The sequence below is a fragment of the Microcoleus sp. S1D4 genome (assembly GCF_036700765.1).
GTDB lineage: Bacteria > Cyanobacteriota > Cyanobacteriia > Cyanobacteriales > Microcoleaceae > Microcoleus.
On the sequence record NZ_JAUBPP010000037.1, the window covers coordinates 13,215 to 32,604 of the forward strand.

The following is a 19,390-nucleotide window of genomic DNA, read 5'->3' on the forward strand; positions in this document are numbered from 1 at the left end:
CTACGAACCTAGGAATTTATGAGCTTAAAAATCTACTTTGTACGACACGGTGAAACAACTTACAGCAAGACTGGCGGCTACTGCGGCGACCTCGACGCAGAATTAACACCGGAAGGTTCTATGATGGCCGAACAATTTGCTGCAACTTATGCAAAATTGCCTTGGAATGCTGTTTATGTCAGCCCCATGAAACGCACGATCGCAACTGCGAAACCTCTGTGCGATGCTGTGGGAATTGAAATGCAACTTCGCGACGGATTGAGGGAAATTAAGTACGGCAAGTGGGAGGGTAAAACAGTTGAGTTTGTTCGTGAAAAATATGCTGATGATTATATTAATTGGTTGACGGAACCGGCTTGGAATCCACCGACTGGGGGGGAAACTTCTGTGCAAATTGCTAGCCGATCGTCCTTAGTGATCGCAGAAATTCAGGAAAAGTACAAGAATGGTAATGTTTTGGTGGTTTCCCACAAGGCGACTATTCGGATTATTTTGTGCAGTTTGTTGGGGATCGATTTGGGAAGTTATCGCCTTCGCATTGCCGCCTTAGCAGCTTCTGTGAGTGTTGTCAAGTTTGATGTGCGCGGGCCGATGTTGGAGGTTTTGGGCGATCGATCTTACATGGATGAAACTCTCCGCAATTTACCCGGTACTTGACATTGACGGTAAGGTGCGGGGGCGCACCCTACAGTCTGAAACTAAAGTGCGCCCAAGTAAGACAATCCTAAAATCGTACCTGTTCCCAGAATATGACCGAAGCAGAGACTTCCGACAAGTGCACCCAAGCTCAAACCGCCCACCAGATTCGCTGAGGGCGCGGCTGGGCCTGTGTGAGGATTTTTGATGGTTAAGCTGCCGAAAGCAATGGCTGCAACATTGCAAATAATCATAATTAAACCGATTTCGGGGCTCCACTCTACGGTTCTGGCCGTAACGGTTAGTAAAATTGTTGTCAGCATGGCGATCGACTCCTTAATTTTTAGTCCATGAAAATCAGATGATGAAGATATATCAAACAACAGCAACCCGCGGCTACATATTGAATTAATTTTTAATAATTTGACATATTCCTTAACAAAGTTATAATGAGTGCATAGCTAACAATTAATACGGATAGCCAGAAACCGGGTTTTTTAGCAAAATACACAGGTTCCAACCAACAGAAAAGGTAAAAAAATAGGGCTGGCACGGGGGCACCGCCCCTACTACTAATTCCCAATTCCCAATTCCCATGAAAATCCTAGTTTTAAATGCAGGTTCTAGCAGTCACAAAAGCTGCTTGTACGAACTAAATGACCGACTTCCCGATCGCGCGCCGCAACCCCTCTGGGAAGCGCAAATAGACTGGACTCACCGCGAAAATGCCGGGGAGCTGCAAGTCAAAACTGCTGCGGGCAATACGCTTGCGGAAGAATTCGCTTCAAATTCTCGCTCCCAGGCCATTGCTCGGATGCTGGAGACTCTGTGGCAGGGAAAAACTCAAGTTATTAATAGTTTAAAGGACATTGATATTGTCGGTCATCGCGTCGTTCACGGCGGGCGAAAATATCAGCAAAGCACGCTGATTTCGCCGGAAGTCAAAGAGGAAATTTCTCGTTTAGCTGAGTTTGCTCCTGTCCACAATCCGGTTAATTTGGCAGGCATCGAAGCAATCGAAGAAATACTGGGAAATGTGCCGCAAATTGCTGTTTTTGATACGGCTTTTCACGCTCAATTGCCACCCGCTGCGTTTGTTTATCCTGGCCCCTACGAATGGCTGGAAGAGGGGATTCGGCGCTACGGTTTTCACGGCATTAGCCATCAATATTGCACTCGCAGGGCTGCTGAAATTATGAACCGCGATTCTGCTGATTTACGGCTGATTAGCTGTCATTTGGGCAACGGATGCTCTCTGGCGGCGGTTCTCGGTGGTCGGAGTGTTGATACTACGATGGGTTTTACTCCTTTGGATGGTTTGATGATGGGAAGTCGATCGGGGGCGATCGATCCTGGTATCATAATTCATCTGTTAAGGCGATCGCACTTTACTGCTGAGGAACTAGATAATATTCTGAATCGAAATTCTGGTTTGAAGGGGATTTCCGGGGTTTCTAGCGATATGCGGCAAATTTTGGCAGCGATTAAAGATGGTAATTCTCGGGCTCAACTTGCTTTGGATATTTACGTGCACCGTTTGCGGGCTGGTATCGGGGCGATGTTGGCGAGTTTGGGCGGGTTGGATGCTTTGATTTTTACTGCGGGTGTTGGGGAAAATTCGGCGGTTTTGCGGGCTGCAGCTTGTGAAGTTTTTGGATTTATCGGGTTAAAATTGGATGGGGAGAAAAATTTGAATTCGCCAGTGGATGATGATATTGCGGCGGTTGATTCAGCGGCGAGAGTTTTGGTGATTCACACTCAGGAAGATTGGGAGATTGCGCGGGAATGTTGGGATATTTCTCGCGGATGATTCGGTTAAGCGATCGCCCTTTGAGGCTACTTGAACACAAGCGACATCTTTTCTGGTGGGTAATAAATACAAAAGGGCGATCGGGACTTGGAGATCAAAATCGCGATCGAGGATTTCATTCTTCAGTTGACTCTAATTTAGAGTTGCAGCGTTTCCAATAAATTTTAGCCGCGCGATCGGCCTGATTCCGCCGCCAACACTCGGAAAACAGCCGCGCCGCTTCCAATAATATCAAATCCGGTAGCATCGGAGTTATATCAATTCCGGTTGCACTCATACATGATGTTAACAGTCAACAGTCAACAGTCAACAGTCAACAGTGAATTTACTATTCCGATGAAGAAAGGATTTGATATAACTTCCCTTCCGAGTAAATTTTCAAAGCTTCGGCAAACAATTCCAGCGTAGCTAACTTGCCCGCTTTGACTTCTGGCGTGTCAGCATCAAACACCTCATCGAGGTCACATAACAGCCATTCCATCAATCATAGCTGACGCAATAATTGTATAAGCCTGTACCCAAGCTTTTTCAGTTTCAGGTGTCCACTCTAAACCCATCTGCGCCTTCAGGGCTTGAATAAGTGCATTCGCAACAATAGGAAAATGTTCTACTGAAACGCCATATTTGGCATGAGTTGCACCTAATCCTTTAGCAAAAACATTAATTAACTTAGGTTTCCGTAAATTTTCAATAATTATTTCTAAGCTTTGCCAAAGCTTTTCTTTTTGCTGTGCCATTCTTGTATTCATAAAAAGAGCTTTTATCTGAGAAGAATTATTAAAAAGTATTTCATAAAAGTTACTTACAAATTCATCAGATTGAGGTTTAATTAATGCTAAACTTCTCTCTAATAGCTCGATGTTTAAAGTGATAGTTTTTTGTTCACACCAGTCAAAATAAATTTGAGCAACTCGATCGGAAGGACAGAGGTTTAAACATTGAGCAAATAATTCTGTAGCTTCGATAAATTTCTGTTGTCGGTATAAGCTCAAAGCTCGATTAAATAAATCTTTTGTTGCTAATTTTCCTCGCTTTGTTTCAGGAATATCTGCATCAAAAACTTCATAAATTGTAGATAAGTCTACTTTTCCCTTAACACTAATTTCAGCGATCATCCGAATAGAATAGTTGCTAGGATTAGCTAATTTGTTAAAAGTCTGCTGTGTAATCAGTAAAGCAATACCATAATTTTTTGTTAATCCTTCCACACGAGAAGCTAAATTCACCGCATCACTAATTACCGTCGTATCCATGCGATTTTGCCCGCCCACCGTGCCTAACATTAAATTACCAGTATTAATGCCAATTCCAATCTTAATCGGGGCATAACCAGAATTAACCCGCTCTTGATTGTATACTTGAAGTTGATGCAGCATGGCAATACTGGCGTTTACTGCATTATCAGCATTGCCACTAAATAAGGCCATAATCGCATCACCAATATATTTGTCAATAAAGCCATGATTTTCAATAATTGCTGATTCCATCCGAGATAAATAAGCATTAATAAACTGAAAATTATCCTCCGGCGTCATACTTTCCGAAAGCGTAGTGAAGTCGCGAATGTCGGAAAACAACACCGACATTTCTAACTGCACTTGGTCGCCTAATTCCACATCGACAATGCTGGACTTTTCTAAAAACTGGAGGAATTGATTGGGGACGAAACGCTCGTAAGCTTTGTTGAGTTGAAAAAGTTCATTGGTGAACCTGATCTGCTCTGTTTCGGCTTTTTTACGCTCCGTGATATCTTGAAAGGCTACAATTGCATAAGAAATGTTGTCCTTTTCATCATAGATGGGAGTACCCCAAGCCTCGATCGGAATAATCTTGTTGCCTTGGTGGATTTCCATATCCTCAGCGGTGGCGCTTTCGCCCCTCAACGCCCGCACAACAGGCAATTCTGCCGAGGGATATTCCTGCTCTGTTCCCGCTTGATAGACTTGATAAACCTCGGGTATTTGCTCGCTGGTGACGTTAGGGATAACTCCTTTACCTAATAATTGAATAGCAACGCGATTACTATAGTAAGGTTTGCCAGTAGCATCCACCACAGACACCCCGACTGGAATAGCTTCTAAAAATTGAGTCAGCCTGTTCTCACTTTCGCGGACTTCTGTATAGAGTTTAGAATTTTGAATCGAGATAGCCGCTTGTCCCGATAAAACTTTTAATAGTTCCACTCTTTCTGGCGTAAAAGCTCCGGCTGTGAGATTGTTTTCTAGGTAAACAATACTAATAATTTGAGATTGGTTAATCAGCGGCACACATAAAATTGATTTGGGCTGATTTTTTCGGATGTAGGGGTCGTTAGTAAATTGTCCTTTTCGGAAAGCGTCATCCAGTACCACGCTTTCTTGAGTGCGGGCCACATAATTGACAATTGCGGAGGAAAGTTCTTGACAATTTTCAACGGGGATTGACTGCAAAACGGTGACTTGTTCAGAATTTATTGTCCCTTCAGCTTCAATTAACAGCGTTCCCTGGCTGGACAAAATCAGATAGCCTCTTTGCGCCCCCGCATTTTCCATCAAAATTTTCATCAAGCTAGACAGTAGTTTATCCAGCAGAATTTCACCGGAAATCGCCTGAGAAGCTTTCATCACCGTGGTGATATCTAGATTACTACCCGAACCAATGGCCGTCACTGATGCGGTAGTTTTAGTGTTTTTTCTTCCCGATTTAATTGCCCCCAATAACTGGGGATATTGCGTTTCTAAATCTGTTACTTTAGCAGTAGCTCCCCATTGGACATAACAATAGTACGCCTCAATCATGTAGGTTTGAGCAATTTTTTCTTTACCCCATTCCAGGTAAAATTTGGCGGCTAGTTCGTTGGCAAGAGCTTCTTCGTTGAGGAATTTATTTTCTTTAGCGAGGGAGATTGCGCGATCGTACATTTCAATCGCCTCAGCTTTATTGCCCAAAACGCGATGTTTTTCTGCCTCAACCAAATACCATTTATGTAGATAATTCATGGAAGCATTTTGCGCCCATTGGTGCAGAGTCGTTTGATGAATTTCCACCTGGGCCAAAATTTCAGCTTTCCGGGTTTCTGGCTGTGTGGGTAAGAGTGCCAGGTGCGTCAGAGCTGCATAGAAATGGAAAGCGGGAGCAAAAACCAACCCCGATACTGCCATCAAATACTGTTTGCTTTGAGCCATGTGGTCTAGGGCCGCCGTGTAATTACCAAAGGAGTAGGCAAGCAACAGTTTGTAGATGTAGACAGTAGCGATCGGCATGAATTCTTTGTCCTGATGGTGCTTAGGAATCATAACTCTTTCATCGTAGGCAGTTCCGATTAAGCAATCCGGTTGACTAACGGCTTCAGTCAAGTTCTGCACCGTCTGCCGTGTCATATCCAAATAAGTTTGTGCAGAATATTGCTTTATCTGCGCCATGACAGCACTGTAACCTGCTATTTCGGCCCCCCAAGTGTCTAGTTCTACCCCACCGAAAAAGTTGACATAAAAGTAAATAGCTATGTTGTAGCCAGCGTAGAGAAAGTCGCCCGTTTCCATCCCAGCCGTATAGCCATCTTTCAGTGTCGGGATCATTGCCAAGAGAGCTTCTTGGCGATGCTGAATAAAGCACGCAAACAGAACTAGAGTTATTGACTTGAATTCCGGCACATTGAACCGATCGAGCAATGAAAGTGCCAATTTACCAAAGGCATAGCCCGTTTCCACCTTTCCTAAAAAGGCACACAGCACCATCCCGTGCATCGCATACCCCACCGTCGATGCGGGTGCATTCCCAAATTGGAGCGATAAACTTACTATCGTGGAGCTAACTAGGGGTAGCAAACTGGGCATTCCTTGAAAAATGGGTGCAACCAACATTCCTAACAGTTGCATGGCTGACCGAGTCAGAAGATCAGTCATTACAGGCAGGTCAACCAGTTGCTCAATCTGTCTGTCCTGAAGTTGACTAGCCAGAGCTTGCAGCGCTTTACTAACCTTGGCTTCTTCAGGTTCGGTGAGGAGATCGATTCCCAATAGTCGCAGGGCCTCTCTACCCACTGCGATCGCCTCCAACATTTTGCCCTGGGCTGTCTGAGCGGCAATTTGAATTTCGTAAATTTTAACTTTGTCTAAAATCGTCTTAGCTTCTTGCAACACCTGTGCTGCCATCTGTTCCATACCTTCAAGGTCAGCATTCAAATAGGCGGCTTCGGCAGCCGCAATATAGAGATTCAGGGTCAACTCATACTGACTTTGCCAGCAGTTGGCTGTCAGTAGCTCAATCCCTGTTTGCAGATAGAGCATTGCGGCTGCGTAGGCGGTAGAACTTCTTGCCTTAGCTCCCGCTTCTAAGTTGAGTAGGGCTAAGGCTTCTCGTTCGCTTAATTGATTAATTAACTCAATTCCTTGATTCAAATGCCCCACAAGATCAAAGAGTTTTTCCTCTCTCTCAATATCCGAGAAATTTTGTAGGAGTAACTGTCCTATTTTGAGATGAGTGGCTTGTTTTTGGTTTTCAGGAATCAATGAATAAGCCGCTTGCTGGACGCGATCGTGTAGGAACTTATAAGTTGGATTAGCTACAGACCCAGGAGGCGATTGAGCATCTGCTTGAAGGAAGTTATAGCCTTCTGAAATCACTAAAATGAGTCCTTCTTGCAAGGCATTCCAGAGTGCTGATGCCGTTTGTTCTGGTAATTCTTCGTTGACTATTGCCAATGTCTCTAAATCAAATTGCGCCCCAATGCAAGCCGCCAACTTGAGAACATCCTGAGTTTCTACAGGCAACTTCTGCAATTGGGCCGCCATAAACTCCACCACATCCGAGGCGTGGGTAAGTCTAGCTTGGGCAATATCGCACTGCCAATGTCGTACATTGCAGTCAAACCTAATTTGACCATCTTCATGCAGCGCCTTGAGAAATTGCGTGGAGAAAAAGGGATTACCTTTGGTTTTTTGATAAACCAATTCTGTCAAGGGCCCGGCCCAGGATAAAGTACAAATCAGCGTATCTGCTACCAACTGATTCAGATCTCTTTGGCTCAACGGTTGCAGGGTAATAGAATTCACCACTGCCCCAGACTTAACAATCTCATCCACCGTCAGCATAAACGGATGAGTAGGTGACACCTCATTATCCCGATAAGCACCTAAGACTAACAGGTGCCCCTTATCCTCCATCAACAGTTGTAGCAACTTCAGCGATGTCGAATCTGCCCACTGCAAATCGTCCAAAAACATCACTAAGGGATGTTCGGCGGTGGTAAATACTTGCACAAATTTCTGCATCAGCAGATTGAAGCGATTTTGTGCCGCAGTCCCCGAAAGTTCTAGTGCAGTTGGTTGAGCGCCAATGATGCGTTCTAATTCAGGAATTACCTCAATTAGCACTTGCCCGCTATCACCCAATGCTGTCAGAATTTTGGTTTTCCATGTTTGTACCTGAGCATCACTTTCTGATAGCAACTGTCCCATCAATTCCCGAAATGCTTGCACAAATGCACTGAAGGGAATATTGCGCTGAAATTGGTCATATTTGCCTTTTATAAAATAGCCCCGCTGTCTGGCGATCGGCTTATGGACTTCGTTCACTACGGCGGTTTTACCAATCCCAGAAAAGCCAGCTACCAGCATCATTTCGGCGCTACCTGTACTAACTCGTTCAAAGGCAGCTAATAGATTATCAACTTCAGTTTCTCTGCCGTATAACTTTTCGGGAATCAGGAAACGGTCTGTAATATCCCGCGTTCCCAAGTCAAATTCTTGTATGCTATCTGTTTCTTGTAATAGAAGCCGACACATTTCTAAATCGTGCTTTAGTCCCCCTGCCGTTTGATAGCGGTTTTCTGCGTTCTTCGCCATCAGTTTACTAACAATTTGCGAGACAATTAGGGAAATTTTTGGCTCGATTTCGTGCGAAGAAAGCGGCTGTCTGGCAATGTGGCAGTGAACCAGTTCTAAAGCGTCTTCTGTCTCAAAAGGCAGTTTTCCTGTCAGCAATTCGTAGAAGGTGACACCAAGCGAGTAAAAGTCAGTTCGGTAATCGAGAGTACGATTCATTCTCCCGGTTTGTTCAGGTGAGATGTAAGCAAGGGTTCCTTCCAGAATGCCGGGGTTTTTCAGAGTCGGTGTTTCTCTGGTTAGCTGAGTAGAAATACCAAAATCAATAATTTTTAATTGTTCCGTTTCCGGGTTGTAAACAATATTTGAGGGGTTAATATCTTTATGGATGATGTTGGCGCTGTGAATTTGGCCTAAAATTTCAGTTGTGGCAATAGCGAGGAGCAAAAATTCTTCAAGAGTAAACTTTCGCTGCTGCATCCAAATTGTCAAGGATTCGCCGCCAAAGTCCTCCACAAACATCACGAGGCTGTTTTGGTATTTTTGCAAGTCATAAACTTGTATGACGCCCGCCTCCTTCAGCTCTTGGGTGATGCGGTATTCGGTGCGGTAGCGCACCAATTCTTGAGGTGTGGGGTAGCTTTCTTTGAGCAGTTTGAGGATAATTGGCTCTTGATCTGCTTCCCGAATTGCCCGGTAAACCAGAGAGTTGACACTTTCGTAAAGCAGCGTCTGGACAGCAACGCCTGGAATAGAGAGCATATTGGTTTTTATGGTAAAAATTAAAGCTAACTTAAAACGCACCAGCTTGGTGTATAGAATAGCACCTTAGAAAGGCAAAAGTTTTGTTTTTGTAACAAATATTTAGTTTTTCGGGTAGCAGCCTGCAAATACTTTGTGGTAGCCCCGATTTCGATCGCCTAATTTGTATGCTGCATCAACAGTCGATCGCACTTTTGATTTGATTTTTAGGTATAGCAACCGCTTAATTTAAATTGTGTAGCCTGTCTTTGATTTTTGTGCGAGTCACCAATGCAGACTGACAGCGTTCCCAATAAATTTTAGCCGCGCGATCGCCCTGATTCTGCCGCCAACACTCGGAAAACAGTCGCGCCGCTTCCAATAACTTCCCTTCCGAGTAAAGCGCCCTAGCTTCTACAAACAATTCCAGCGTAGCTAACTTGCCGTCTTTAATTGCTGGCGGATCTGCATCAAACACCTCATAAACCGTCACCGCTTCAGATTTTCCCTTAACTTTTACCGTATCTAGCGTGCGGATTGCGTACTGAGATGGATTTTTCAGGCGCGTATAAGTTGGCTGAGTAATTAACAGCGCCACCCCATAATTTTTTGTCAAACTTTCCACGCGAGAAGCTAAATTCACCGCATCGCTGATTACTGTCCCATCCATGCGATTTTGTCCTCCCACCGTTCCCAGCATCAAAGAACCCGTATTAATGCCAATCCCAATCTGAATCGGGGCACAGCCTGAATTAGCGCAGTATTGATTGTATTCAACGAGACGGTGCAGCATCGCAATTCCCGCTTTCACCGCATTATCCGCCTCACCGCTAAACAGCGCCATAATCGCATCCCCAATATATTTATCAATAAACCCCTTATTTTCATTAATCACGGGTTCCATGCGAGAAAGATAGGAATTGATAAATTTGAAATTATCTTCCGGCGTCATAGTTTCCGAAAGTGTGGTGAAGTCGCGAATATCTGAAAACAACACCGACATTTCTAACTGCACTTGGTCGCCCAATTCCACATCCACGATGCTTGATTTATTTAGAAAGTGGAGAAATTGATAGGGTATAAATCGCTCGTAAGCTTTGTTGAGTTGAGCCAGCCTACTTTCATTTTCGCGTACTTCTGTATAAAGCTTAGAATTTTGAATAGAAATAGCTGCCTGTCCAGATAACACTTTTAATAATTCCACTCTTTCTGGCGTAAAAGCTCCGGCTGTCAGATTGTTTTCTAGGTAAACAATACTGACGATTTGAGATTGATTGATCAGCGGCACGCATAAAATTGATTTTGGCTGATGCTTTTGGATGTAGGGGTCGTTAGTAAATTGTCCCTCTCGAAGGGCATCATCTAGTACCACACTTTCTTGAGTGCGGGACACATAATTGACAATCGCAGAACAAAGTTCTTGACAATTATCAACAGGGATTGAGTGCAGCACGGTGACTTGTTCGTCATCGATTGCCCCTTCAGCTTCAATTAACAGTTGTCCCTGGCTTGACAAAATCAGATAGCCTCTTTGCGCCCCTGCATTTTCCATCAAAATTTTCATCAAGCTAGACAGTAGTTTATCCAGCAATATTTCGCCGGAAATCGCGTGAGAAGCCTTCATCACTGCGCTGATATCTAGGTGATTCCCCGAACCAGTCGTTGTCATTGCTACGGTAGTTTGAGTGTTTTTCCTTCCCGGTTGAGTTACAATAAATAATTGGGGATATCGCGTTTCTAAATCTGTTACCTTAGCAGTTGCTCCCCATTCAACATAACAATAATACGCCTCAAATATGTAGGATTGAGCAACTTTTGTTTTGCCCCATTCACCGTAGAATTTTGCTGCGAGTTCGTTTGCAAGGGCTTCGTCATTAACATATTTGTTTTTTTTGGCTCCAGAAATTGCGCGATCGTACATTTCAATCGCCTCGGCTTTATTGCCCAACACCCGTTGCCGTTCTGCTTCAACTAAATGCCATTTATGCAGATAATTCATCGGAGCATTGTTCGCCCACTGTTGCAGCGTGCTTTGATGGGTTTCCACTAAGCCAAGAATTTCAGTTTGCTTCGTTTCTGGCTGTGCCCGAAAAAGTGCCAGGTGCGTCAGGGCAGCATAAAAATGAAAAATGGGTACAAAAGCCGATCCAGATACTCCCATCAAATACTGTTTGACTTGGGAAATATGGTCTAGGGCAGCCGTATAATTGCCATAGCAGTAAGCAAGCAGCAGTTTGAAAATGCAGGCACAGGCGATCGCCGTAAATTCATTATCCTGATAGTGCTTGGGAATCATCACCGTTTCATCATAGGCAGATCCTATTAACAAATCCGGCCGAATACGGGTTTCTCTCAAGTTTTGTACCGTCTGCTGAATCATATCCAAATAAATCCGAGCAGAATATTGTTTCAACTGCGCCATGACAGCCCTGAAACTTGCTATTTCTGCTTCCCAAGTATCTAGTTCTACACCAGCGAATAAATAAGTATAAAAACAAATATATATATTGTAGCCAGCGTCTACAAAGTCGCCTGTTTCCATACCCAACCTATAGCCCTCTTTCAGCGTCGGTATCGTTGCTAAAAGAGATTCTTGGCGGTGCTGAATCCAACCGCCAAACAAAAGTAGAACTGTGGACTTGAATTCGGGTACATTCAACCTATCGAGCAATGAGAGTGCCAATTGCCCAAAAACATAGCCAGTTTCCACCTCTCCCAAAAAGGCACATAACACCATCCCGTGCATCGCATAACCCACTGTCGATGCGGGCGCATTCCCAAAAGAGAGCGATAAACTCACCATCGTTGAGCTCAGCAAGGGCAGCAAACCGGGCATTCCCTGGAAAATGGGTGGAAACAACATACCAGACAGTTGCATAGCTGCCTGAGTCTCTGGATTTGTCATCACAGGTAAGTCAACCAATTCCTCAATTTTTCGGCCACTTAGTTGCCCCGCAAGGGCTTGTAGCGCTTTGCCAATCTTGGCTTCATCGGGTTCGGCAGGAAGTTCAATCCCCAATTGTAAGAGTGCGTCTCTTGCTACTGCGATCGTTTCTAATACCTTGCTCTGAGCTGTCTGAGCGGCAATTTTAATTTCGTAAATTTTAACTCGATCTAAAATTGTTTGGGCTTCTTGCAAAACCTTTGCTGTTATCTGTTCCATACCATCAAAGTCACCATTCAAATAGGCAATTTCAGCAGCAGCAACGTAAAGATTTAGCGCCAATTCATATTGAGTTTGCCAGCATTGAGGTGTCAGTAACTCAATTCCCGTTTGTAGATAGATATTTGCCACAGCGTAGGCGGTAGAATTTCTGGCCTTGCGTCCAGCTTCTAAGTTGAGTTGGGCTAAGGCTGAGCGTTCACTCGATCGATCGATTAACTCAATTCCTTGATTTAAATGCCCCACAATATCAAAGATTCTTTCTTCTATTTCTATCTCAGAAGAACTTTGTAGCAGCAACCGTCCAATTTTCAGATGAGTGGCTTGTTTTTGGTTGTCGGGAATCAATGAATAAGCCGCTTGCTGGACGCGATCGTGCAGGAACTTATAAGTGGGATTAGCAACAGACTGATTCGGAGATTGAGCATCTACTTGAATAAAGTTATAGCCTTCGGAAATTACTAAAATGAGTCCTTCTTGCAAGGCTTTCCACAGCGCTGATGCCGTCGATTCTGGTAATTCTTCGCTGACTGTTGCCAATGTCTCTAAATCAAACTGTGCCCCAATACACGCGGCAAGTTTGAGAACATCCTGAGTTTGGGCAGGCAACTTCTGGAATTGCGCCGCCATAAACTCCACCACATCCGAGGTGCCGGCAAATTTAACTCGATCGATATCGCACTGCCACCCCCCTGTACTTGCACCCTTAGTAAGGGAGGATTGAGGGTGGTTAAAGATAATTTGACCATCTTCATACAGCGCCTTGAGGAATTGAGTCGAGAAAAAGGGATTACCTTGGGTTTTTTGATAAACCAATTCTGTCAGGGGTTCGGCTAAAGATAAATCGCAAATTAGTGTATCTGCTACCAACTGATTGAGATCTGCTAAACGCAATTGTTGCAGCGTAATCGTATTCACCGTGGCCCCAGACTTCACAATCTCATCCACCGCCAACATAAACGGATGAGCAGGTGATACCTCATTATCCCGATAAGCACCCAATACCAAGAGATGCCCCGTATCCTCCATCAATAGTTGTAGCAATTTCAAAGATGCTGAATCTGCCCACTGCAAATCGTCCAGAAACATCACTAAGGGATGTTCAGCAGTAGTAAATACTTGCACAAATTTCTGCATCAGCAGATTGAAGCGATTTTGGGCGGCACTCCCCGACAATTTTAGTGCAGGACTTTGAGCGCCAATGATGCGTTCTAATTCAGGAATTACGTCAATCAAGACTTGCCCGCTCTCGCCTACTGCTGTGAGGATCAGGGTTTTCCATCTGTCTAACTGAGCGTCACTTTCTGATAATAATTGTCCCATCAATTCCCGAAATGCTTGCACAAATGCACTGAACGGGATATTGCGCTGGAACTGGTCGTATTTGCCTTTGATGAAATAACCGCGCTGTCGGGCGATGGGCTTGTGGACTTCGTTCACTACTGCGGTTTTACCAATTCCAGAGGAGCCAGAGACTAGCATCATTTCGGCAGTAGCATTACCAACTCTTTCAAAGGCAGCTAATAGCTCGAAAACTTCTGTTTCTCTGCCGTATAATTTTTCGGGAATCAGGAAATTATCTGTAATATCATGCGTTCCCAAGTCAAATTCTTCTATGCTCTCGTTTTCTTGTAATGCAACCCGACATATTTCTAAATCGTGCTTCAGTCCCAATGCTGTTTGATAGCGGTTTTCGGCATTCTTCGCCATCAATTTACTGACAATTTTGGAGATAATTTGGGGAATTTCTGGCTCGATTTTGTGGGGAGGAATTGGCAGTCTGGCAATGTGGCAGTGAACCAACTCTAAAGCATCTTCTGTCTCGAAAGGCAGTTTTCCACTCAGCAATTCGTAGAAGGTGACACCGAGGGAGTAAAAGTCTGTGCGGTAATCGATAGAGCGATTCATCCTGCCTGTTTGTTCCGGCGAGATGTAAGCGAGGGTGCCTTCTAAAATGCTGGGGTTTTTCAGGGTTGGCATTTCTCGCGTTAGCTGAGTGGAAATACCAAAGTCGATAATTTTGAGCTGCCCCGTTTCCGGGTTATAAACAATATTTGAGGGGTTAATATCTTTGTGGATGATGTTGGCCGCGTGAATTTTCCCTAAAGTTTCAGTAGTGGCGATCGCAATTTGCAGAAACTCCTTGAGGCTAAACTTTCGCCGCAGCATCCATATTTTCAAGGATTCCCCGCCAAAGTCCTCCACAAAAATCACGAGGCTGTTTTGGTATTTTTGCAAATCATAGACTCGCACGACTCCCGCCTCTTTCAGCTCTCGGGTGATGCGATATTCGGTGCGGTAGCGCAGCAATTCTTGAGGTGTGGGGTAGCTTTCTTTGAGAAGTTTGAGGATCAGCGGTTGGCGATCGGCTTCCCGAATGGCCCGGTAAACCAGAGAGTTAGCACTTTCATAGAGCAGTGTCTGGACGGCAACGCCTGGAATCGAGAGCATATTGATTTTTCTGCTAAAAATTAACGCTAAGTCACAACGCACCAGCTTTCTGTAAATAATAGCGCGTTAGAAACGAAAAAAATAGGGTTTTTTAACTCATGTTTAGTTTTTCAGCATCTCGTGGCTTTCAATCCCTCGTTTCTGTCCGCTTTACCAAGCACTTCGCTGCTAACCGAACCGCAAGTTCAAGTAATACCGCGCGCTGCTGGGAAAATAGAAAATGGGAAAAGCATACCGCCAATCATCAAACCCCTCGGAAAATTGCCACGCTAAGTAGGGCTTGTTGAAAAAGTCTTTTCGTTAAGGCTAGGAGTCAGGAGTCAGGAGTCAGGAGTCAGAAGTCAGAATTAGAGGAGGTAAGAATAGTCAGGAATCTAGGAAAGTGATTGACTTTTGATGGTTTCAAAGCTTATTTCTTGCACCTCATTCACTTTTTATCCCTCTTAATCCATTGAGTTATCTAGGTTTTTGGTTAAATCAGCAAGCGCTAAGTAATATCAAATCCTCTGTTCATCGGAATAGTAAATTCGAGTCAACAGTCAACAGTCAACAGTCAACAGTCAACAGTCAACATCACCTGACGGTGTAACCGGAAATGATCTAATAGGAGAACAGGAATATTAATATCTTTTCACCACGGACTTCCAATCATCACAAAAGCCGACCAATAATAAGGATGCGACAACTTCAAATCAGCAAACCCCTGCAAAGATTGCGGCAACTCCACCACCTCACCCCGACTCGAACCCCGCAACCTGCCGCCCTCCAAACGCACATCACCCCGCAACATCGCAATTTGCGCTTCTCGCAGCGCCGCAGCCTTAATTGGCGCAGTCTTCAAATGCTGGTAAAACTCATTCATCAATCCCAAAGTACCCTCATCCGAAACATACCACAAACTCCCCAAAGCCGTTTGCACCCCAGCTTGCAGCGCCAAACCGCCAAAACCCAACTCCGCACTTTCATCACCCACGGCAGTCCGACAAGCACTTAAAACTAACAAATTCACCTGCAGATTATCGCACTACTACCTTGAGTGTTAAGAATTGATGAAAGATTGTCCCTGAGCAATAGTACCATCCGCATTGCTGGCGAACATACCTACCAGCCAAAATTTCCAGAACTATTAAGAAACATCACATTTATCACCAATTTTGAGACAGGTGACTTATAGTTCAATACAATTGACTTAATATTTTTTGATGAACTTCATCTTACGATTTTATAGGCAATACAGGCATTTTTTGCAATTCAGATTATTCTTCAGTCAACCGTATTGACTTATACTTTATAGTTTCCCTAACTAAAACTGTAATATGAATTTAACAAATTCTCGCTATCAGCAATTAGCGCCATATTTAATATTTCTATTTCTTGTCACTTTCTTTTTTGCGATCGCCTCAGTATTTCCTTACCGAATAGAATTCGATCCCCTCCCTCAAATCAAAGGAATTAACCAGTGGTTGAGCGGAGGATCTAGTTTAATCAACTCAGTTGTTACCGTAAATCCCAAAGATATATCCCAAGATATACAAACCTGGATAGTCTGGCACGCTCCAGGCGTTACCTTCGCATTTTTACCTTTAATCGCCCTCGGATTGCCTTTAGGAATTGCAGTCAGAACAACCGCATACTTTTTGTTTCTTTCAGGCGGCTTGGGGTGGATAAAGGTAATAGATACTCTCACCTCTGACCAAAAAATCAAAATAATTATAGCTGTCCTGTTATCTATCTATTATATAGAAATTGGCTCATTATTGGTTTTTACAGCAGGAGATGTCATTCCGTGGGCAGTCATGCCTTGGGTATTACTCTACGCAATGTATCTGTGTTCAATTTTATCATCAGGCAATAAATTTGATAGTCGCCTTCTAATTCATGCAGCTCTACTAGGTCTACTTTTAGGGGGAATTTACTGGTTAAAATACTCTGCTTTTTTAGTTTCTCTAGGAATTCTCGCATATCTAGCTGTATTTTTATGGTTTTTCAGCAAACAATATACCTTGAAAAACCGTTTTATCCTGTTAACAGTTTGTACGGGATTCAGCTTGTTACCCGTAATTGGTCTGAGTGCTATTCACCATTCACTTTCTGGAGTCCATAGTGCTGTAGAGCAATTTCAATCTGCTATTCCTGTGGCATCGCCTTCTACAAGAGGAATGCGTTTTTTATTGAGTTTAATAGCAGCTCCTGGTTTGGGTCTATTCAATTCAGAAATTTTTACTCAAGGCAGGCTGTTGACCTGTACAAGCACAATTTTTAAACAGTTATTTGCTTTAGATATTTCAGGAAAAACAGAAACCTTTAAAATATTTGTAGGTCTAGCAGGAACCTTAGCAGCTTTTTGGTTTGTTGCAGACTGCGCTCGAAAAAATATATACAATAAAAAACTTATTATTCTTTGGGGCTGCCTTTCCACGATTCCTTTTATATTCATTGCATATATATCTTATAAAACTGGGATCAATCTATTAATGGCAGGCATCGGTCGTTATAGTAATCCTTTCTTTATACTTACTGTTTTTTTTGTTATTTCTTCCTACCTTTACTGGATTTCCAATCGGGAAAAATCTATCCTTTCAAAAATTGTCTTGTCTATTTTATTGGTATTCTTTGTATTGCTGCCCCCGCTCAATTATATAGGTGATTGGGCTGAGGCTATAATGTTGCGGAAAAATTACGTAACAACAGAGAATTTTATCTATGTCGATATCTTGTCAAAAATGAATGTTAAATCGGTAGTTAGTCAAATAAATTCTGCTGTTAAATCACCTAAAGATGTTGTAGTTTTAACTAAAGATACCGATGAATTGCGTTTTGGTTCGTGGCTCGAAATGAGACACAGAATCCTCACACTCCCAATAGTTGACAGTGAAGAAGCTCAGATGAAAATTACAACAGCACAAGATTTGAGAGTCATACTTGTTGTATCTAAGGCTTTGGAGCAAAATGAAAATCAACTGGCGCTAATCAAGCAGAGATTTGCCCAATCAACTGGATGGACTCGGCTGCCAGAAAATCCAGATGCTGAGGTTTCTATTTGGTTTTCTGATTTGAAGGCTTGACAATATATAGCCTTTCTCAGATAAATGAGGTATGTGTGCTAATGGGTAATGGGTAATGAATAATTGGCAGGGCACCAGCTTTTAAGCCGCAAGCTTTGCGGTTATTGTCAATTACCTTTTGCTTTCATTACCGATTACCAATCACCACGGACTGCCAATCATCACAAAAGCCGACCAATAATAAGGATGTGACAACTTCAAATCAGCAAACCCCTGCAAAGATTGCGGCAACTCCACTCCCTCGCCGCGACTCGAACCCCGCAACTTTCCGCCCTCCAAACGCACATCACCCCGCAACATGGCAATTTGCGCTTCTCGCAGCGCCGCAGCCTTAATTGGCGAAGTCTTCAAATGCTGGTAAAACTCATTCATCAATCCCAAAGTACCCTCATCCGAAACATACCACAAACTCCCCAAAGCCGTTTGCACCCCAGCTTGCAGCGCCAAACCGCCAAAACCCAACTCCGCACTTTCATCACCCACAGCAGTCCGACAAGCACTTAAAACTAACAAATTCACCTGCGGATTATTCAATCTCAAATTCTGTAATTGATCCAGTCTTAGCCGACTATCCCACAACTGAATAAAAGAATTACTCGGAGCTCCCGGACGAAATTCGCCGTGAGTAGCTAAGTGAATAATTCCAAAAGGCCGGCTTTGATGCTGTTGTTTCAAATTCTCTAAAGTAAAACCCTCATTCAGAAAACTTGCTCCCGGCCACTCTCGCGAAATAGCAGCTATTTCTGCAGGAACGGCAGGTAGAGGATTCAACTCTGAAAATTCCGACGCGCCCATTGCTAGAACTTGAGAATTTCTGAGATCGACGTAGCGACTATCTGTTAAATTAATGCTGGGCATCAAACTGAGACTGTATTTTTCCACCAAAAATTGCTTTCCGTCGTGCAAAGCAGCAAAGGGCATACCTCTCAAACCCCGATCGACAACAAAGGAAATAGTATCCGTTTCGCACTTTTGCAAATCCTCCTCCAAAGGCGCAACCATCCACTTATAAAGCTTTTGGGCTGATGGTAGATAACTGGTAGTAGTCCGCGCCCCAGGCTTAGTAATCTCACCCCTGAATTCAGTTACAACTTTCAGCAATTCTTCCCGGTTTGCTTGCGACACGGTTTTGTGAACCACTGCACCGCAAGAAGTTACTAACATTAAATCTAATTTTTCTTCTCGCGAAAACAGATAAATTAAGCTGGGTTTCGTGCCCGTTTCTGCACCCACAGATGCTAACTTTTTCTTGATTTCGTCTGGGGATAGCAACTCGTCGGTGGTGTTAATGCCGAAATATTCCCGGAATTCTTGGCTGAAAGATTTTTCCAGCAGAGGTAAAGCTGCCGATATTTGACCGACATCCAAATTCCTGCCGATTTCACTGCGAAATGCTGACTGAATAACTGAATCTCTGATATTTGAATTGATCACATTTCTCAGTCCTCTCGGATCTTGGATTCTTTCCGGCGGCAGCCTTTCTCCGCGTTTTCCTAGCTCTCGCGATATTCTGTTTTGATTCCGTTGCTGTTGGGAGTTAAGGGGTTCGTTTGGTTGGGGAAAAACCCGGTTTCTATCTGATGGAAATCTACCGCTTGGAGTTATTCCCGGTGGAGTTATTCCGGGTGGAGTTATTCCGCTTGGAGTTATTCCGGGTTGAGTTATTCCGGGTTGAGTTATTCCGGGTTGAGTTATTCCGGGTTGAGTTATTCCGGGTTGA

At 43.7% G+C, this 19,390-nt stretch carries 9 protein-coding genes and 1 pseudogene; 3 read left to right on the top strand and 7 right to left on the bottom strand.

Annotated features, from left to right (window positions below):
* Positions 1-18: 18 nt before the first annotated feature.
* A complete protein-coding gene (locus QT998_RS25730; RefSeq protein ID WP_333092521.1) occupies positions 19-657 on the top strand; it encodes a histidine phosphatase family protein in 639 nt (212 codons plus the stop codon).
* Positions 658-698: 41 nt separating this feature from the next.
* On the opposite strand, the gene psaK is transcribed toward QT998_RS25730, so the two are convergent.
* Positions 699-959, bottom strand: a complete 261-nt coding sequence (gene psaK / locus QT998_RS25735; protein WP_333092519.1) for a photosystem I reaction center subunit PsaK — start codon at positions 957-959, stop codon at positions 699-701.
* A 272-nt stretch (positions 960-1,231) separates the two neighbouring features.
* Between psaK and QT998_RS25740 the strand changes: the two genes are divergently transcribed.
* Positions 1,232-2,446 (top strand): acetate kinase, encoded by a 1,215-nt coding sequence (locus QT998_RS25740; RefSeq protein WP_333118343.1) that lies wholly within the window; start codon positions 1,232-1,234, stop codon positions 2,444-2,446.
* A 115-nt stretch (positions 2,447-2,561) separates the two neighbouring features.
* Here the strand turns inward: QT998_RS25740 and QT998_RS25745 are convergent, their stop codons facing one another.
* The 5 genes and pseudogenes from QT998_RS25745 to QT998_RS25765 form a co-directional block, all read right to left on the bottom strand.
* Entirely contained in the window at positions 2,562-2,723 is a 162-nt protein-coding gene (locus QT998_RS25745) for a hypothetical protein (protein WP_333118344.1), read from the bottom strand.
* A 51-nt stretch (positions 2,724-2,774) separates the two neighbouring features.
* Positions 2,775-2,927, bottom strand: a complete 153-nt coding sequence (locus QT998_RS25750) for a hypothetical protein (RefSeq protein WP_333118346.1) — start codon at positions 2,925-2,927, stop codon at positions 2,775-2,777.
* Positions 2,908-9,012, bottom strand: a complete 6,105-nt coding sequence (locus tag QT998_RS25755) for an AAA family ATPase (RefSeq protein ID WP_333118347.1) — start codon at positions 9,010-9,012, stop codon at positions 2,908-2,910. Before QT998_RS25755 ends, QT998_RS25750 begins: the two co-directional genes overlap by 20 nt.
* Positions 9,013-9,235: 223 nt before the next feature.
* Entirely contained in the window at positions 9,236-14,605 is a 5,370-nt protein-coding gene (locus tag QT998_RS25760; RefSeq protein WP_333118350.1) for an AAA family ATPase, read from the bottom strand.
* A 631-nt stretch (positions 14,606-15,236) separates the two neighbouring features.
* A pseudogene (locus QT998_RS25765) lies at positions 15,237-15,617 on the bottom strand (CHAT domain-containing protein); the annotation flags it as partial.
* 304 nt (positions 15,618-15,921) lie between these two features.
* On the opposite strand from QT998_RS25765, the gene QT998_RS25770 reads away from it, so the two are divergent.
* On the top strand, positions 15,922-17,670 hold the full coding sequence (locus QT998_RS25770; RefSeq protein ID WP_333118353.1) for a hypothetical protein: 1,749 nt from the start codon (positions 15,922-15,924) through the stop codon (positions 17,668-17,670).
* Between the two features lie 141 nt (positions 17,671-17,811).
* Here the strand turns inward: QT998_RS25770 and QT998_RS25775 are convergent.
* On the bottom strand, positions 17,812-19,390 hold a 1,579-nt coding region (locus QT998_RS25775), incomplete at its 5' end, for a CHAT domain-containing protein (protein ID WP_333118356.1).

Excerpts from the sequence above, each read along its gene's own strand:
- QT998_RS25750 (WP_333118346.1), bottom strand. The coding sequence starts at position 2,927 with ATGGAATGGCTGTTATGTGACCTCGATGAGGTGTTTGATGCTGACACG.
- psaK (WP_333092519.1), bottom strand. The coding sequence starts at position 959 with ATGCTGACAACAATTTTACTAACCGTTACGGCCAGAACCGTAGAGTGG.
- QT998_RS25745 (WP_333118344.1), bottom strand. The coding sequence starts at position 2,723 with ATGAGTGCAACCGGAATTGATATAACTCCGATGCTACCGGATTTGATA.
- QT998_RS25740 (WP_333118343.1), top strand. The coding sequence starts at position 1,232 with ATGAAAATCCTAGTTTTAAATGCAGGTTCTAGCAGTCACAAAAGCTGC.
- QT998_RS25730 (WP_333092521.1), top strand. The coding sequence starts at position 19 with ATGAGCTTAAAAATCTACTTTGTACGACACGGTGAAACAACTTACAGC.
- QT998_RS25760 (WP_333118350.1), bottom strand. The coding sequence starts at position 14,605 with ATGCTCTCGATTCCAGGCGTTGCCGTCCAGACACTGCTCTATGAAAGT.
- QT998_RS25755 (WP_333118347.1), bottom strand. The coding sequence starts at position 9,012 with ATGCTCTCTATTCCAGGCGTTGCTGTCCAGACGCTGCTTTACGAAAGT.
- QT998_RS25770 (WP_333118353.1), top strand. The coding sequence starts at position 15,922 with ATGAATTTAACAAATTCTCGCTATCAGCAATTAGCGCCATATTTAATA.